The organism is Lactococcus formosensis (assembly GCF_037892375.1).
GTDB classification, from domain to species: Bacteria; Bacillota; Bacilli; order Lactobacillales; family Streptococcaceae; genus Lactococcus; species Lactococcus formosensis.
This window is the reverse complement of the sequence record NZ_CP141721.1, coordinates 662,916-680,104: the sequence shown is the minus strand read 5'-3', so window position 1 is coordinate 680,104 and position 17,189 is coordinate 662,916. Positions and strand designations below refer to the sequence as shown.

General features: G+C 38.2%; 13 protein-coding genes and 1 other annotated feature (1 of these 14 only partly in view). Of the genes, 5 read left to right on the top strand and 8 right to left on the bottom strand.

Annotation, left to right across the window (positions count from 1 at the left end):
• Nucleotides 1-197: a binding site (T-box leader), on the bottom strand; it reaches 28 nt to the left of the window's first position.
• A 125-nt stretch (nt 198-322) separates the two neighbouring features.
• Together VNN39_RS03325 and mgtA are read left to right on the top strand one after the other, a co-directional pair.
• Nucleotides 323-763: an OsmC family protein gene (locus tag VNN39_RS03325; RefSeq protein ID WP_017370383.1), complete on the top strand. Its 441-nt coding sequence runs from the start codon at nt 323-325 to the stop codon at nt 761-763.
• 350 nt (nt 764-1,113) lie between these two features.
• Nucleotides 1,114-3,711 carry a magnesium-translocating P-type ATPase gene (gene mgtA / locus VNN39_RS03320; protein WP_339007230.1) on the top strand — a complete coding sequence of 866 codons (2,598 nt, stop codon included), beginning with the start codon at nt 1,114-1,116 and terminating at the stop codon, nt 3,709-3,711.
• Between the two features lie 35 nt (nt 3,712-3,746).
• Here mgtA and plsX read toward each other — a convergent pair whose 3' ends face one another.
• The 3 genes from plsX to VNN39_RS03305 form a co-directional block, all read right to left on the bottom strand.
• Nucleotides 3,747-4,739 carry a phosphate acyltransferase PlsX gene (plsX, locus tag VNN39_RS03315; RefSeq protein WP_017368655.1) on the bottom strand — a complete coding sequence of 331 codons (993 nt, stop codon included), beginning with the start codon at nt 4,737-4,739 and terminating at the stop codon, nt 3,747-3,749.
• A 114-nt stretch (nt 4,740-4,853) separates the two neighbouring features.
• Nucleotides 4,854-5,663 carry a Cof-type HAD-IIB family hydrolase gene (locus tag VNN39_RS03310; RefSeq protein ID WP_165711730.1) on the bottom strand — a complete coding sequence of 270 codons (810 nt, stop codon included), beginning with the start codon at nt 5,661-5,663 and terminating at the stop codon, nt 4,854-4,856.
• A gap of 75 nt (nt 5,664-5,738) precedes the next feature.
• On the bottom strand, nt 5,739-7,367 hold the full coding sequence (locus VNN39_RS03305) for an ATP-binding cassette domain-containing protein (protein WP_096368864.1): 1,629 nt from the start codon (nt 7,365-7,367) through the stop codon (nt 5,739-5,741).
• A gap of 240 nt (nt 7,368-7,607) precedes the next feature.
• Between VNN39_RS03305 and VNN39_RS03300 the strand changes: the two genes are divergently transcribed.
• Nucleotides 7,608-8,450 (top strand): AraC family transcriptional regulator, encoded by an 843-nt coding sequence (locus VNN39_RS03300; RefSeq protein WP_339007228.1) that lies wholly within the window; start codon nt 7,608-7,610, stop codon nt 8,448-8,450.
• Between the two features lie 214 nt (nt 8,451-8,664).
• Entirely contained in the window at nt 8,665-9,150 is a 486-nt protein-coding gene (locus VNN39_RS03295; protein WP_096368863.1) for a YkgJ family cysteine cluster protein, read from the top strand.
• Nucleotides 9,151-9,168: 18 nt separating this feature from the next.
• Here VNN39_RS03295 and VNN39_RS03290 read toward each other — a convergent pair whose 3' ends face one another.
• The 4 genes from VNN39_RS03290 to VNN39_RS03275 all read right to left on the bottom strand — a co-directional run bounded on the left by VNN39_RS03290 (nt 9,169) and on the right by VNN39_RS03275 (nt 14,401).
• On the bottom strand, nt 9,169-9,906 hold the full coding sequence (locus tag VNN39_RS03290) for a MerR family transcriptional regulator (protein WP_165713323.1): 738 nt from the start codon (nt 9,904-9,906) through the stop codon (nt 9,169-9,171).
• A gap of 102 nt (nt 9,907-10,008) precedes the next feature.
• The gene (locus VNN39_RS03285) at nt 10,009-12,705 is read right to left on the bottom strand and encodes a YhgE/Pip domain-containing protein (protein WP_338997860.1); all 2,697 of its coding nucleotides are present in this window, start codon (nt 12,703-12,705) and stop codon (nt 10,009-10,011) included.
• Nucleotides 12,706-12,750: 45 nt separating this feature from the next.
• Nucleotides 12,751-13,281, bottom strand: a complete 531-nt coding sequence (locus tag VNN39_RS03280; RefSeq protein WP_338997859.1) for a TetR/AcrR family transcriptional regulator — start codon at nt 13,279-13,281, stop codon at nt 12,751-12,753.
• 226 nt (nt 13,282-13,507) lie between these two features.
• Nucleotides 13,508-14,401: a choloylglycine hydrolase family protein gene (locus VNN39_RS03275; RefSeq protein WP_096368860.1), complete on the bottom strand. Its 894-nt coding sequence runs from the start codon at nt 14,399-14,401 to the stop codon at nt 13,508-13,510.
• Nucleotides 14,402-14,635: 234 nt separating this feature from the next.
• On the opposite strand from VNN39_RS03275, the gene VNN39_RS03270 reads away from it, so the two are divergent.
• On the top strand, nt 14,636-15,856 hold the full coding sequence (locus VNN39_RS03270; RefSeq protein WP_338997858.1) for an MFS transporter: 1,221 nt from the start codon (nt 14,636-14,638) through the stop codon (nt 15,854-15,856).
• Nucleotides 15,857-15,988: 132 nt separating this feature from the next.
• Here the strand turns inward: VNN39_RS03270 and VNN39_RS03265 are convergent, their stop codons facing one another.
• Nucleotides 15,989-17,182, bottom strand: coding sequence for a hypothetical protein (locus tag VNN39_RS03265; RefSeq protein WP_338997857.1), 1,194 nt, complete (start codon nt 17,180-17,182; stop codon nt 15,989-15,991).
• Nucleotides 17,183-17,189: the final 7 nt, after the last annotated feature.

Here is a 17,189-nt window from a genome sequence, read left to right as displayed (position 1 = left end):
GTAATTCGAAATTCTTTAAGAATTTCCTCGAGCTTGTCCTAGGAACAAGTGCTTTGTTAACGGGAGCAGCCGTGATTTATATTGCTTAAAATCATTTTTTATTATTATCAGCCCATTCACTTTTCTGAAAACATTGACTTGCACCACCGTCAACTTCCTAAAGAATTCTTTGAAAAGCTACTCTTCTGATAGTACAAATTCTACATTTATTTTCAAATAATGTCAAATAAGTCTGAGCCCAATCTCTTGAAAAGGCCATAATAAAATCCTATACTGAGAATATAGGCAAACTAACTATTTATAACACAAAAAGGAGAAAAATATGGCAAATGTATCCACAGCATCCGCACAATGGCAAGGAGATTTAGAAAATGGTTCAGGTACCATCAGTCTAGATTCTTCACAAGTATTTACTGATACACCTTATAATTTTGAAGCGCGCGCAGAGCATTCGGCATCAATAACAACCCCTGAGGAACTTTTGGGTGCTGCACATGCTGCTTGTTTCAGTATGGCATTCTCATTGCTTCTAAGCGAAAAAGGTTACAAAGTCAATAACATATACACCCAAGCAGATGTTACCTTTGCGGTAACAGCCGATGGTCCTGCGATTACAAAGATTCACTTGAAGAACCAATCGAAAATTGCTGGAATTTCTGATGATGAATTTCAAAAGTTAGCAAAAGAGATCGAAGCAACATGTCCAGTATCCAAGGCTTTAGCATCAGTTCCTATTGAGCTTGATGCCGAACTCGTTCTTTAAATCAAAGTTATTAACATGTGGAAAGGTCCCTCCATATCTTTCCACATGTTTTTTTTGTTGTCTAAAAACCAAAGTTGTAAACATGTGTATAACTTAAGGATAAACGGAAATCGAGTGTCAACTAAGTTTACAAGTGGATAACATAGTCCTGGTTTACAAAAATAACATCAAGAAGTGAAGTATGTTCTTGTATGTAGAATAATTTACTTTATGATTGCGTTTTAGTATCTTTGGAGGACTTTCCTTTAATTTGTAGTAGAATAAAGAGAGGAATTTCGCAAACCACACCATAATAACAGAAAAGTAAATCTTTTAAAGGTTTACGCCCTAGAAACGAGGGAGGTGCAAGTATGCAAAAAATGAAAACAAACAAAAACGATGTGCTCAAAGAGTTGGCACAGTTGAATCGTGACGAGCTTTTTGAACGTTTAAACACGAGCTTTACGGGTTTAAACGCTGAACAGGCTGAGGAACGCTTAGACGAATACGGGCCGAATGTGGTTGCAAGTCAGCAACCCATTCCCTGGTATATTATACTGCTCCATGCATTTAAGAATCCATTTGTTTTTGTTCTAGCTTTTTTGGCAGTTGTTTCGGCATTGACAGGAGATATGGAAGGTGCACTTTACATGTTGCTCATGGTTACCGTATCTGCTGGTGTAAGCTTTGTACAGGAATACAAGTCACAAAAAGCTTCAATCGCTTTACATGAGATGATTGAAAATACCACAAACGTTAAACGTGGGGCGGAAAATTTTGAAATCCCAATGGATGAGGTTGTCCCAGGAGATATCATTCAGCTTCAAACGGGAGATATGATTCCAGCAGATGCTATTCTGCTCTCACACCGTGATCTGTTTATCAACCAAGCCTCTTTAACCGGGGAATCTTTCCCGGTTGAGAAGCGTTTACCGGAAGATTTAGATGAAGATGAGCAAATTGATTGGGAAGTTACATCAGCTCTAGATGCTCCAAATGTTCTCTTTATGGGGACTGATGTTTTATCAGGAAATGGTAAGATTTTAATCGTTAAAACAGGCGCTTCTACTATGTTCGGTGATATTGCAAGCAAAGCTACAGCCACAAAAGTTGAATCTGCTTTTGATAAAGGATTGAGCCGTGTAAGTCGCCTTCTATTGACTTTAGTTGCGATTATGTTCCCAGTTGTTTTAGTTTTGAACTGGGTAACAAAAGGCGATTTCGAAACATCATTCTTCTTTGCCATCGCTGTAGCTGTAGGTCTTACACCTGAAATGCTGCCCATGATTGTCAATGCCAATTTGGCTAAAGGTGCAGTAGCGCTCAGTAAAGAAAAAGTCATAGTAAAAAATCTATCTGCTATCCAGAATCTAGGTTCAATGGATATACTTTGTACAGACAAGACAGGCACAATTACAGAAGACCGTGTCGTGATGGTTGAATATGTAAACTCACGTGGAAACAAGGCAGATGAAGTATTAAATTCCGCTTTTATCAATTCTAACTTCCAAACCGGTTGGAAAAATCTGATGGACGTTGCTGTCATTGACTATTTCAAAAAAATAGGTCGAGAATTACCGGATGAAAATATTACAAAAGTTGATGAAATACCGTTTGATTTCTCACGCCGTCTTTTATCTGTCGTCGTGAAAACTGACAATAAAAACTTGATGGTTACCAAGGGCGCAGTTGAGGAAATGCAAGCTATCTGTACACATGTAATGGAAGACGGGGAACGTGTCGAAATTACGGAAGAACGTTTAGCAGAGATGAAAGAAGTCAACCGTGAAATGAATATGCAAGGCATGCGTGTCCTGACTATTGCGGAGCGAATCATTTCAGATGATGAATTAGAAGAATTTGACTCTGCTAGTGAGCGTGATATGACCCTTGTCGGTTTTATCGGTTTCCTTGATCCAGCCAAAGAATCTGCTGCTAAAGCAATCAATAGTTTACAAAATCACGGTGTAACTGTAAAAGTGTTGACAGGTGATAATGCCATTGTAGCGCAAAAAGTTTGTGAAGATGTTGGAATTCCGGTTGACCGTTATTGTATCGGAAGTGAAATTGATCTTATGGATGATGAAGAACTGTTCAATACAGCTATGGAAGTACATCTTTTTGCAAAATTAAATCCAATGCAAAAGGCACGAATTATTGAACTTATTCGTAAGGTTCACACGGTTGGTTTTATGGGAGATGGAATAAATGACGCCCCAAGTTTACGCGCTGCGGATATTGGAATTTCAGTAGATACTGCAGCCGATATCACTAAAGATGCCTCAAATATTATTCTGCTTGAGAAAAGTTTACAAGTCTTGGAAACTGGTGTAACCGAAGGTCGTAAAGTCTTTACAAACATGATGAAGTATATTCGTATCACTTTGTCTTCAAACTTTGGGAATGTCTTTTCAGTTTTGGTGGCTAGCGCCTTTTTACCTTTCTTGCCAATGCTCAGTTTACAAATTTTAACTTTGAACCTGATTTATGACATGAGTCAACTTTCAATTCCTTGGGATAATGTTGACGAAGAAGACATTGCACGTCCAGTGAAGTGGCAAACTAAAGGCCTTGCTCGTTTTGCATTTATTGTTGGACCCGTGTCTTCTATCTTTGACATCATCACTTTCCTTGTACTGTGGTATGTCTTTGGCTTTAATACAGTTGCCCATGCTAACCTTTTCCAAGCAGGTTGGTTTGCAGTCAGCTTAGGTACACAAGCTTTGGCTTTTCATATCTTGCGTACCAAAAAAGTCCCCTTCTTGCAAAGTCGTCCTTCGTTGCCAGTTATCCTTTCTACAATTGGCGCATTTGTCGTTGGCTTTACATTGATTTTAAGTTCTTATGGATCAATTATTGACTTAGCACACTTGCCTGTTCAATTCTTCTTCTACTGGGGCCTAATTATCCTTGCTTATCTCTTATTGTTACAGTTTGTCAAAAATGTGTACTACAAAAAATACAACTAACAAAAAGCTTTACCATTATGGTAAAGCTTTTTTTATTAGTTTTTGTCTTCGAAATGTTTTACCAGTTGGCCAGTAACATCCGTTTCTAGCATCCGATGGATTTGACGAATCGTTGAAACAATGGCCTCAGGGCTAGAATTACCGTGAGCCTTGATAACAGGTGCTTTGACACCTACTAAAGCTGCACCACCCGCGCTATCGGTACTCATCGTGTCTTTGAGTTTGCTGAGTTCTTTTTTCACAAGAGCTCCACCGATTTTAGTGGTGAAGCCTCCATTCATGATGCCGTTTTTGATTTGACGCATCAGAACACTTGCAGTCCCTTCGATAGCTTTAAGCACAGCGTTTCCCGTGAAACCATCAGCGACAACGACATCAGCTGCTCCAGTCAAGATGTCACGCGATTCAATATTACCAATAAAATTAATATCTTCAATATTTGAGAGTAAAGCATGCGTTTCTTTAATCATCGTTGAACCTTTTGATTCTTCAGAGCCGTTGGAGAGAAGTGCTACACGAGGATTTTTAACACCACGTACATTGGCCGCATAGTAGCTCCCTAAAATAGCGAAGTCAGCCAGATGTTCAGGTTTATTTTCAGCGTTAGCACCTAAATCTAACATATCGAAGCCTGTACCATCTGCAGTAGGAAGTGTACTCATAAGAGCTGGCCGGTCGATCTGTTTGATGCGACCGACAATAAATAAGCCAGCAGCAAGCAGAGCTCCAGTGTTTCCTGCAGAAAGAACAGCATCAGCTTCACCATCTTTGACTGCTTTAACCGCACGGACGAGAGAGCTATCTTTTTTCTTGCGGATAGCTTTTACTGGCTCATCGTGGAAGTCGATAAGCTCAGTTGTTGCGATGATTTTTACGTTTTTTTCATCCTCTAAATGTGCTTTAATTGCTTCAGGTTCCCCGTAGAGCTGAAACTCAATATTTGGAAATTCTTTTTTTGCTAAATTAATTCCTTTAACGATTGACTCGGGTGCAAAGTCGCCACCCATAGCATCAATTGCGATTCTCATAGTGTATCCTCCGATAATTTCTCTGTTCAATTATAACGAAAATCTTTTGTTTTAGCCAATATGATTGAGGCTGAAAACAGTCAAAAAAGTATGAGGCAAGGCTCATACTCTTGATTAATGTGCCAAAATGGCTTCGAGCTCAGTTAAGACAGCTGCGTCGCGATTGTGACCGATAACCTTATCGGAAATTTTCAAAACCTCCGGAATAGCATTCTCAACGGCTACAGCGGTACCTGCTAATTCCAGCATTTCTAAGTCATTGCTTTGATCACCAAAAGCTGTAAGTGACTCTGGACTTGATTGAAGGTGTGTGAGCAAGTGTGAGAGGCCTGTAGCCTTGCTGATTCCAGCTGACATGATGTCAATAGAGCGGAAGCCGGTCGTTGTTGCACGAATATCGGTCATTTGTGCATTTATCCAGTCTTCACATTCACGGATTTTTTCTGGTGGAAACTCCACACAGACTTTTAAGATTTCATCTTCAATATCATGTACTGATTTTACTAATTTTAAATCGGAATAATAAAGATTGGCAAATTCGACAAATTGCGGGTCGGCTGTTTGAAGTGCATAAGCACCGTTGAGTCCTGAAAAGAGGACAACATCACGATGCATATGAGGATTTTGACGTACGAGTTCAACGAGCTTACTCGCCTTATCTTGACCCAAGATACTGCTGTAGAGAATCTCGCCTTGGTATTTAACCAAGGCGCCGTTTTCCGCACAGAAAGCAACTTGGTCTTGGAACTCGTCAAAGAGTTCTTCTAAAGCCAAGAGTTGACGTCCGCTTGCTGCACAAAAAAGATAATTTCTTTTTTTAAATTCTTTTAAAATATCACGTAGACGACTTTTATCGTAGGCGCGGTTTTCGTCGAGAAAAGTGCCATCCATATCTGTCGCAAATATTTTCAATTGATTACTCATCTTGTCCCCTTATTAAAAATACTCCGCTTCAAGATAGTCTTGGCGGAGCAACAATTTATTCTTTTAAAGCTGATCTTAATCTTCAGACCAAAGTTCTTTTACTTTAGCTTGGACCTCGTCATTAGCCAAGAAGTCATCATAAGTTTCTCCAATACGATCAATGACACCGTTCTTAGAAATAACAACGATATGATTTGCTAACGTATTGATAAATTCATGGTCATGTGAAGCAAAGATAATGCTGCCTTTGAATTTTTTCAGTCCATCATTAAGTGCAGAAATTGACTCCAAGTCCAAGTGATTAGTTGGATCATCAAGAACTAAAACATTTGCACGTTGCAACATCATTTTAGAAAGCATAACACGAACTTTTTCTCCCCCTGAAAGGACAGAAACAGACTTAAGAGACTCTTCGCCTTTGAAGAGCATACGTCCCAAGAAACCACGGAGATAAGTATTGTCATCCTCTTCTTTGGTTAAGACAAATTGGCGGAGCCAATCCAAGATAGATTCGTCTGTCGCAAAGTCACGGCTGTTATCTTTTGGAAGATAAGAACGTGATGAAGTAACACCCCATTTAATTTCACCTGTGTATTCGATATCGCCCATCAAGGCACGAATCAAAGCAGTTGTTTGGATATCATTTTGACCGATAAAGGCAGTTTTGTCACCAGGAGCTAAGATAAAGCTGATGTTGTCAAGGACTTTTTCACCATCGATTTCGACGGACAAATTATCTACGCGGAGTAAGTCATTTCCGATTTCACGTTCTTGATCAAAACCGATAAATGGATATTTACGAGAAGAAGGCACAAAGCTTTCCACTTCGATTTTATCCAACATTTTCTTACGTGATGTGGCTTGTTTTGATTTCGAAGCGTTGGCCGAGAAGCGGGCGATGAAATCTTGCAACTCTTTGATTTTTTCTTCAGCCTTGCGGTTGGCATCCCCTTGCAAGCGAAGGGCAAGTTCAGAAGATTCTTTCCAGAAATCGTAGTTACCAGGATAAAGTTTGATTTTACCGTAATCCAGGTCGGCCATATAAGTACAAACGTTATTGAGGAAGTGACGGTCATGGGATACAACGATGACTGTATTTTCAAAGTTGATGAGGAAATCTTCAAGCCAGTTGATTGCTTGAATATCCAACCCATTGGTAGGTTCGTCCAAGAGAAGAACATCTGGTTTACCGAAAAGCGCGCGTGCTAGAAGGACCTTAACGTGTTCGCCAGAGGTCAAATTTGCCATGAGATCATAGTGCTGTTCAGTTTTAATGCCTAAGCTTTGAAGGAGTTGAGCGGCTTCAGCTTCGGCTTCGTAACCACCCATTTCGCCAAACTCTGCTTCGAGTTCAGCTGCACGCATTCCATCTTCATCAGAAAAATCTTCTTTCATGTAGATGGCATTTTTTTCTTGTGCGATGGCGTAGAGCTTTTCATTACCCATCATAACAACATCAAGCGGTGTTTGATCTTCATAGTCATAGTGATTTTGACGAAGGACAGACATACGCTCGTTGGGGCCCATTGAAACGTGACCAGTTGTGGGTTGAACTTCACCGTCCAAGATTTTTAAAAAAGTTGATTTACCGGCACCATTGGCACCGATTAAACCATAGCAGTTTCCTGCCGTAAACTTAATGTTAACGTCATCAAAAAGCTTGCGGTCAGAAAATTGTAATGAAACATCAGAAACTGTAAGCATGGATATATTTTTCTCCTAATTATATTGGTTTATAAAAGTTAACTCTTATAAAGGTTATCGCCTTATTCTATCATATTTTCAGTCTTTTTGAAACAGCGTAATTGTTCAACTCTAACCATTGTGAAAACTAAAAAAATTAGCAATTTTTGTTCTAGAAGAAACTTTGATAAAATTGATTCAAAAAGTATCAAGTAAGTCTTAACGAGTTTTGATAAACTTGCATCATGGAGGAAGTTGTAGATGCTTCAATCTTTTAACAAAGCAATGGATTACATTGAAGATCATTTGACTGAAAGTATAGATAGTCAAAAAATTGCCCAGATCACTTTCGTGTCTGATTATCATTTCAGGCGGATGTTTTCCTATCTTACGGGGATGTCTTTGTCGGAGTATATACGTAAACGTCGCTTATCAGAAGCAGCAGCAGCTTTGCTTGCAGGGATGTCCGTAACGGAAGCAGCCTTTCTTTATGGCTATGACAGTCTAGAAGGGTTTTCCCGGGCTTTTAAAGAATGGTCGGGGCGGACGCCAAAATCAGTGCAAGAAGGTCAGTTTGTACCCACTTTTTCCAAAATCAACTTTCAAATAACCATGACAGGAGGAAAAAACATGGATGTAAAAATCGAAACAAAAGCAGCCTTTCATTTAATCGGTGTAGAAAAACGTGTGAGGCAACAGTACGAAGGTGTTAATCAGGAGATTCTAGACTTGACTCAGTCTATTACGGAAACACAGCGCAAAAATATGCGTGCCTTGGGTAATTTGCCCCCTCAAATGCCACTTAATATTTCTTATGATGCAGATGAGACACATTTGACGCATATGATTGGATTTGCAAGCACAAAAGATAATATATTTGAGGAGCTTAATCAGGTTGAGGTACCTGAAAGTCTTTGGGCAATTTTTTCTAGTAAGGGGACTTTTCCAGAGGCACTTCAAGTAACTTGGACAGAAATTTTTACCCAATGGTTACCAAGTTCAGATTATGAATTAGTGGATTTGCCTCAAATTTCCTTTACAGATTGGTTTAGTGAAGATGAAGAAAAATATTCTGAAATCTGGCTAGCCATTAAGAAAAGATAATTTTTGAATTTTAGTTTTATTTCAGTGTGGCTTTAGCCTAGCTTAAGTCGGGTCCATTATAATATCCTTATTCCAATAAAATTTTTCATAAAACCTACTCCTAAAAGCAGAAAATGTCTGAGCTAACTCAGGCATTTTTTGTATTCAGTGAATTGTTTGAGAAAAGCGAGCTGTGATTATTTCTCGTATTCATTTATGATATAATGATGAAGAAATGGATATAGAACATTATAAAGATTTGGCTCTTCAGAAGAAGAAGGAGCATAAGAAATTTTTGGGCAACTTAAAAAAGAAGGCTCCTAAAAACTTAGATTATATTGTAAAAGAAACACATGATGAAGTTTTTGCTGAAATCGATTGTACGGCTTGTGCTAACTGCTGTAAGAGCTTAGGTCCACTTTTTACAGAAGCTGATATTACCCGTATTTCGAAGTATCTTCGCATGAAGGCGGCCGATTTTGAAGCCCAATATTTACGTGTAGATGAAGATGGTGACAAGGTTTTTCAAACAATGCCTTGCCCCTTTCTTGGTAGTGACAATCTTTGTAGCATTTACGAGGTTCGTCCTAAGGCCTGCCGTGAATTTCCTCACACAGATCGGAAAAAGATTTATCAAATTAACAATCTGACTATGAAAAACACAGTAACTTGCCCAGCGGCCTATCTTTTTGTAGAAAAATTGCGGAAAAAAATAGAGTAAAAAAGCCCTTTGGGCTTTTTATTTGTAGTAATTTTTAATCGCTTCTAAGAAATACTCGGGAAGCTGGGCGTGTTTTTGGTTGTAATTGGTACGGAAGCGAGGATCTTCAACATACATTTGTCCTAAGTTAATATGCGCTTCAGGAGCGATGGTTTCTTCTGGCCAAAAGAGCTCTAAGATTTCTTTATGGAGAGCAATAGCTTGTTTGGCGAGATTATCATCTTTATTTTCATAAGCTTCTTCCAACATTTGTATCATTTTTTCGTGTGAAGTTTGCCAATATTTGATTTTGGCTTGATCTGCTTGAGCATATTTCTGATATGACTTATCGACGCGCTCACTGCCCCATTTTTGACGGATTTCTGCGCCATATTTATCTTCGTTTTCTTTCAGTTGTGTACTCTTGAGAAGTTCAAATTCTTGTTCATTCATGTGGTAATCTCCTATTTCTAATTTGTGTGACAGATGTTCAATCAGTTTTTCAAGGTGCTTGAGTTGATTATTTAAGCGCATCAAATGTTGGCTTAAAGTTTTCTTTTCATCTTCATCTTGTGAGAGGATATTTTTGATTTGATCAAGGGGCAAGTCCAACTTCCTTAAGCTCATGATATAAAAAATTTGAGCAATATCTTGTTCAGAATATAAACGGTAATCGTTTTGGTCTCTCGCGGGGGCCAGAAGTCCTACAGACTCCCAATGCCGTAAAGTTTTGGAGGTTAAACCTGTCATTTTTGTGATAGCTTTAATATTTTGCATAACGCTCCTTTCATTGATACTAATATTATATATCTTGACCTAAGGTCAAGGTCAAGAAAAATATAAAAAAAACTCAAAAAATATGAGTTTTTTTTACTTTTATTAATGGAAAATGTGGCTCTTTTGTGCCATTTCTGAGATTTTTCTAGATGTTTTCTCAAGATGTGGGAAAAATATAAGCCCAGCAACTAAAAAGACGATAGAAACAGCTACGAGGATGATGATGGCAAGCCAAGCGTTAGGCCAATAGATACCCCCTGCAGATTCCCGTAAGAGGTTAACCGCATGGGTAAATGGTAGGTAAGGGTTGATGGCTTGGAAGAATTTACCAGAGACTTGGATAGGGTAGTTCCCCCCACCACCGGAAATAGAGAGGACCAAGATAATAATGGCAATCCCTTTCCCGATATTTCCAAATAATGCTACTAGGACATAGACCATAATCATAAAGGTTATAGCAATCAGTAAGGCAAATAAGACACTATAAACAGGATTACGTACGTCTACTCCAAGGCCGAAATAGTTCCCAAGGGTAACGATAAGTGCTTGTCCGAGTCCCATCACGATGAAAGTAAGCATACGTGCTGAGAATTGTTCACGTTTAGAGTAAAGCAGTTTGTCTTTACCTTCTAAGTGGAAGCCGGTGACAGCGACACTAGAGAAGAGGACAGCGCCGACCCACAAACAGAGTGCAGTGTAGAAAGGCGTACTTGCTGAACCGTTATTTGCGATTGGATAGATAGCATTTTCTTGGACCTCAACAGGTTGTGTTAGGAAGTCACTTTCTTTCGTCGCATCAAGTTTTAGAAGTTTTACAATTTCTCCAAGATCAACTTCTTTCTCACCTTTACGAATAGCATCAGCAGCCTTACGAATCCCTGTTTTGATTCCTGGCCAGTCATTGACGATGAGGTCATTGGCTTGGTTCAAGGCTTTTTCAAGGTCAGGCATTTTTTGGTTGACTGTACCTAAAGTTTCTGTCAAATCTTTACGAATACCGGGGTAATCATTTTTGACAAAATCAGCGGCTTTATCAAGTTTTTGCTCCACAACTGGCAATTCATTTTGATAAAGTGAAGCACCTTTATTAATAGCGTTGACAATAGTGTTCATATTGCCGTTAAGCATAATGTTGGCATCGTGAACTTCTTGCTTAATCGCAGGCATTTCTTTTTGATACTTTTCAAGCAAAATAATCGCATTAGAGACCGTCTTACTTGTTGAGCTGAGCAAGGATTCAAAATCAATAGCTTGGGCTTTTGTTAGGAGACCTTGGGCATTTTTGATGGTATCGATAAGTTGGGTGAGGATTTTATTGATTGTTTGGCTCACTGCATTGATATCGATTTGATCAATTAGATTAGAAACATTATCAGCTAGTGCCTCGATTTCTCCTAAAGCTTTATCAATATCGATAGTATTACCGTTTGCAATATCTGTTTTTAACTTTTCTAATCCTTCGTTGAGTTTTGTGAGACCATCAGAATAGGAATGAAGTTGATTAATTGCTCCATCAAGGTCATGACTTCCAGTGCTTGCCTGAACATTCTCTAGGAATTCGACCAGATTTTGAATGATACTTTGTTGTTCTTTAATATTTTTTTGGAAATTTTGTATTACAGCTACTTTTTGTTCCGGCGTTAATTGATCATTTTTTAGAGCCGCTCTTATAGCTTCAACATAGTTTGAGGTGGACTTGGCAAATGTTTGAAGAGATTGAAGAGTAAGGTCTAAGCTTTTTGTAATACTTGGCAAAGCATTTTGAAGCTGCGTTGCACCGTCCAAAGTAGTAGAAGCCAGGTCATTGGCTTGGTTGCCAAGTTTGCGAATATCTGGCAAGGCAGTTTGGACTTGTTGAATAATGGTTAAGCCTTGTTTGGCTTCTTGGATACCCTCATTCATGGTTTGTTCAACAGAGGCGAAGTCATTGTCAATCATTGCGATTTGCTTACCAGCATTTTGAATTTCAGGTATTTTTTCTTGCAAGGTCATAATAATTGCAAGCTGATTTTTCACAGTTGGCATGCTGTCGTCCAATTGGACCACTTTTTGACCAAGTGCATCAACCTCAGGCAAATAGTCAATAAACTCATTTGCTTTAGCGAGCTTCGTTTTCAAATCAGGCATCTTGCCATGCAAATCCACGACTTGTTGAGTATATTGGTCAATTGTATCTAAATTATCGTTGGTAGATAAGATAGTGTTTTTAATTTTCTGGATGCTGACCATATTTTTATCAATGTCATATCCGATATCGTTAAAGGTTTTAAGCAGTGTGCTACTTGCCGTTTTAATAAATTCTTCGGAAATTTGACTTTGTAATGATGATGCCCCTTTCGAAGTAATTTTTGGGGCAATAGCATTTATTTTTTCATTGATGGAATAAACGATTTTAGGCTTCTGGATATCCCCAGTGGTGAAGCTAAGCAAATTTTTAGAGAAATCCGCTGGCAGATAGATACCTGCGTAGTATTTACCAGACTTGACACCCTTATCCAACTCCTGTTTAGAATCAACAAACTTCCAGCCGAGTTGTTTGTTTTCTTTGAGGTTTTTCAAGACCTCGTCACCGATATTAATCGATTTGTCTTGAAATTTCTCTGTTCGGTCATCACTATAAACCGCTATTGGGAGCTGTGAAGTGTTTGCATAAGGATCCCAAAGGGCTTTAATATTAAACCAAGCATATAAGGATGGAATAAACATCAAAGCAACCACTAAAAAGATTGCTATTGGATTTTTAAAGATACGTTTCCAATCCAGAATAAATAGTTTCCCAGTATTTTTTATATGTTTCACATATTCTCCTCTTTTAATAATTCTAAGGCAGTTTTTATTTTGTTATCAGCTAATCAGAGTCATCAACAATTCAGAAATCTGTTCTGGTGTTTCTTTCCGTTTGCGCCGAATCCAAGCTTGAGTTAAACCGAAAATGGCATTGGCATAATAAGTTGTGGTGTAGATACTTTCCAACTTGTCCAGTTTTTCACGCTTAGGGTTTTGTGGCAGGATTGAACGTGCCAAAATATTTTTCAGTTGAGCCTGCATGAACTGATGGATTTCTTTACTGCCATTTTCTGAAAATAAAGCAGCATAAATCTCATTGTTATCAAGGAACTCATAAGTTTCTAACATGGTTTTATGAAGATCGCCATTATTTTTTTCAAAGACATACTCGATCGTATTAAACAAGGTTTTTTGGTATTGGTCAATCATATCATACTTGTCTTGGTAATGCGTATAAAAGCCGCTTCGGCTGATTTTAGCAACCTTCACAAGCTCAGTTGTTGTGATATGGTCGAACGATTTTTCCTGTAAAAGTTGTGTTATTGCGTCGCGAAGTTTTGATTTCGTACGTTCTTTTCTATTTTCCATAAATCCTCCTCTATTACTAAAATATAAAAGAACAACGTGTCTATAATTAGTATAGATTCTCATTACAACCCTTATTGAGTTTACGATATGCAATTATAGCACAAAATGGACGGAGCGTCTATAATTTTGCGTTCAAATTTTGATTTTTTTAAAGAAAGGGATTTCATTTAAATAATATTATTACTATAGAAGAAAAAGAGCAAAAAACCGCTTGAGGCGGTTTTAATTAATCAGGAAATGGATAACTTATTATAGAAAGAGAATCATAAGTCTGAAAATATAAGGTACGGCTATTTAAATCTACCGCACTGCGATAAACAGTATAAGTATCTGAACGTCCATCAGACTTAGGGACAGTGACAGCATTTAAAATGTGCCAAATTTCACTGATATTCTGCTGTTCATCAGCAGGAAGAATCGCACGTTCTTTAAGAATAGTGGCACGGATGAAGCGCGAGGTTGGGGTAAAACCTCCGGGAAAGACAGGCTTGCCACTGAAGTCCCCAGTTGAAATACGATTAGGCGCGAGAGGTTTCGAAGTTAGCTCCATATAATCTTGTAACTTGACGATTTCACGTTCAAATTTAGGAGCGTTTGTGACCACACCGATTGTATTTTCGATAATCTCAAAACTGCCATTGCGTGGTTCAATATTAATCATACGACCTGTTGGATCGACAGCGGAAAAGTGCAAATCACTCCGGCCAAATTTATAATGCGAAAAGGTGTCGCTCATGAGTTGGACGTTTTCAAGTTGGTTTATCAAATCAGCTACTGAACGACAGTTTCCTAAAGCCCAAGTGACAAATTCAAAAGGCGCGAGCTGTAATTTATCCTCATGAGCATGTTCAGCATACTCCGAGTGGTTAGAAAAAGTCAGCTTTTGGACGGACAGTCCAAAATTATTAACGCCATCTGAGATATCCGCATGCAAATCAGGAATATTTCGACCGACTCCTAATATAGTATAAGCATTGGAGATGATCCTGTTATTATAAGCACTTTTCCATTGGTAATTTTGCGGTAGAACAAGAGCTTCAGGGATAAAGCTATGCCAATCCATTGTTCTTGCGAAGATGATGCTTTTATCAGCAGCATGCATTTTTATACTTGTACACATATTTATATTCTAGCAAAAAAAATTTCCCAACTTCGGATAAGTGTCTTATTGGTGGACAATAAAAGGAGGGTTCTTTATTTTTCTTATAATTTAGATAAATTATAGGAAAAGCCGAACATTTTTCAATTTAGTTTCGTGTAAGGTTGGCTGAGCCTTGAATCACAATTTTTAAAGTGATAAACTGTCTAAAGCAAATAAAGCTAGACAGAGATCTGGCATTTGGAGGAATTGAATATGAGAACACACACATCGGCACAACCCAAGGCTGTGAGCGCCTATCAAGTCAAAGTAGGAACCCTGGTTTCTGCTGGATTTGGTTTAGAAAACATGGATATCATGTTTCTTTCATTCGCACTCTCGTCAATTATTGGCGAATTTGGCCTAACAACGACAGAAGCGGGTGCAATTTCTACCGTAACTAATTTGGGGATGCTGCTGGGCGGAATTCTTTTTGGGATTCTGGCCGATAAATTCGGACGTGTAAAAATGTTGTCCCTTTCGATCCTCATTTTTGGGCTGTCAACGGGCGCGATTTATTTCTCGCACAGTGTTACCTCGCTTTATATCTTACGTTTTATCGCCGGAATTGGTGGCGGTGGCGAATATGGGGTCGGAATGACCATTCTGGCTGAGAATTTCAGTAAGAAAAAACTGGGGCGAACTTCTTCGATTGTTGCCGTTGCGGGACAAGTTGGTGCCATGTGTGCAGCAATTTTGTCAATGAGTATCTTACCTACTTATGGCTGGCGTTTCTTGTTCTTGTTTGGACTTGTGCCAGTAGTTTTGACAGTCTTTATTCAAAAACATCTGAAGGAAAGTGATTCTTTCAAAGCTATAAAAACCCAAAACAAAGGAAAAATTTCTGACTTGTTTAAAACGCGTCAGTTGACACATCAAACACTTGTTCTTATGTGGATGGCGATCGTTCAAATCGCTGGTTACTTTGGTCTGATGAATTGGCTCCCAACAATTATGCAGAAAAAACTGAACTTAACAGTCGCTGGTTCATCATCTTGGATGATTGCGACCATTATCGGTATGTCTTTAGGTATGCTGACTTTTGGGCAAATTTTGGATAAACTTGGTCCAAAAGTAGCTTTCGGCCTCTTCCTTATTGCCTCGTCCTTGGCTGTTTATGTCCTGACTATTCCGACAACACTTGCATCACTGACTTTAGTTGGTGCCGTCGTTGGTTACTTTTCAAATGGTATGTTTACAGGATATGGGGCTGTAGTTTCTCGTTTATACCCACCAGAAGTACGTGCGACAGCAAATAATGTGATTATGAACACAGGGCGTTGTATTGGAGGTTTCTCTTCAATAGTTATTGGCTTTATCTTGGCACATTACTCTATCATGACTGTTATGCTCTTCATCTCTGTACTCTATATTTTAAGTTTCTTGGCTATGCTGACGGTGAAGAATTTACGTGCGAATGTGTACTGGTCGCTTTAATGATAAAATGTAATTTGGAAAGAGCATTAGAAAATAATATTCAAGAACACTTTCCAATAAATAAGTGAATTTTTTCCAAAAAAGCACCTGAAATTTCAGGTGCTTATCTAGTTCTTTGGTAAGCGATGAATGTTAATCTTTGTATTCTGGGAATCTGAGTGTATGATATTTTTCTAAATATGAAATTCTCTCAGAAGTGAGGATTGGCTTATCAATTTTATAGCCTTTTTTTCGGGAAGATGAAATAAAATCCAGTCTAACTTCATTAGAAAAAATAGGAACTCCCTCATTGTCGAATGTCATCTTATACTTGTCAAAGTATTGGTCTTCATCGCCTGGTTTTAATAATAGTGCATTGTTTGGATCATACGCCGCATCAATTTGTCTATTACTTAGAGCTTCAGCGGAAGCATAGATATGTGAAACGACCAATCCTTCTTGTTCCTCCTTAGAGAACCATGAAACTTTTTTACCGTAAACACGATTACTTTCTTCAAAAACAGCCTTTTTCATAAGGGCAAAACGGTAAGTATCACGAGTGGTATCGCCTTTATCAGGCAAGAATTCATTGGAATTTTCAGCGAGACATATCATAAACTGCTTATTCTCTCTTTTTATAACCTCAAATAGGTTTAGATTAGATAAAATAGCTTTGAGGTGACCAACTTGGTTGTATTTTCGTTCAAAAAAGTTTATATGTTTTGCCCAATTTTTATCTTGCAGGATTTTCTTATCAGTAGCATAATTAGCAACAGTTACATTCATTTGCATGACACCAAGCAACTCATCCATTTCTAATTTCTTATCAGATTTATTTAGTAGAGTATTGACAAGAAATTTAATTTGATTCGTTTGACTATCATCAGTTGTCATAGATGAGTTAAAGGATGAGTATTGATATACCGTATCCGAGAATAATCGACTTAATTCTTCTCTAGTTTGATTTGGTTTAATGTACTGTTTTGCAGCCGGCACATATCCATTCAAATATGGTTTGATGAAGCCAAGCTTAACAAAGGTATTTAGCTGTTTTCTTGTGGTCGCCCCACTTTTATCATCATTTGGGAAAAGTATTTTGACAGTATCTTGTAGTTCCTGATAATGAGCTATTGTTGTAAACTGCTTACGACTAGCATTAAGGTTTTTTATTAAGTCGGAAGGTTTTAGACTGTCTAATTGATATTTATCAATATGCTCAATGATAACTTGCAAAGTTCTTATGAATTGCGCCCCGTAAAAGTCTGTAAGTGCGAGTGTGCTTTTCCAATAATCTTCATAATTTTGATTTTGAATAACTTTTTTTCTGGTGTTTAATCTTGTATCCATAGGTTTA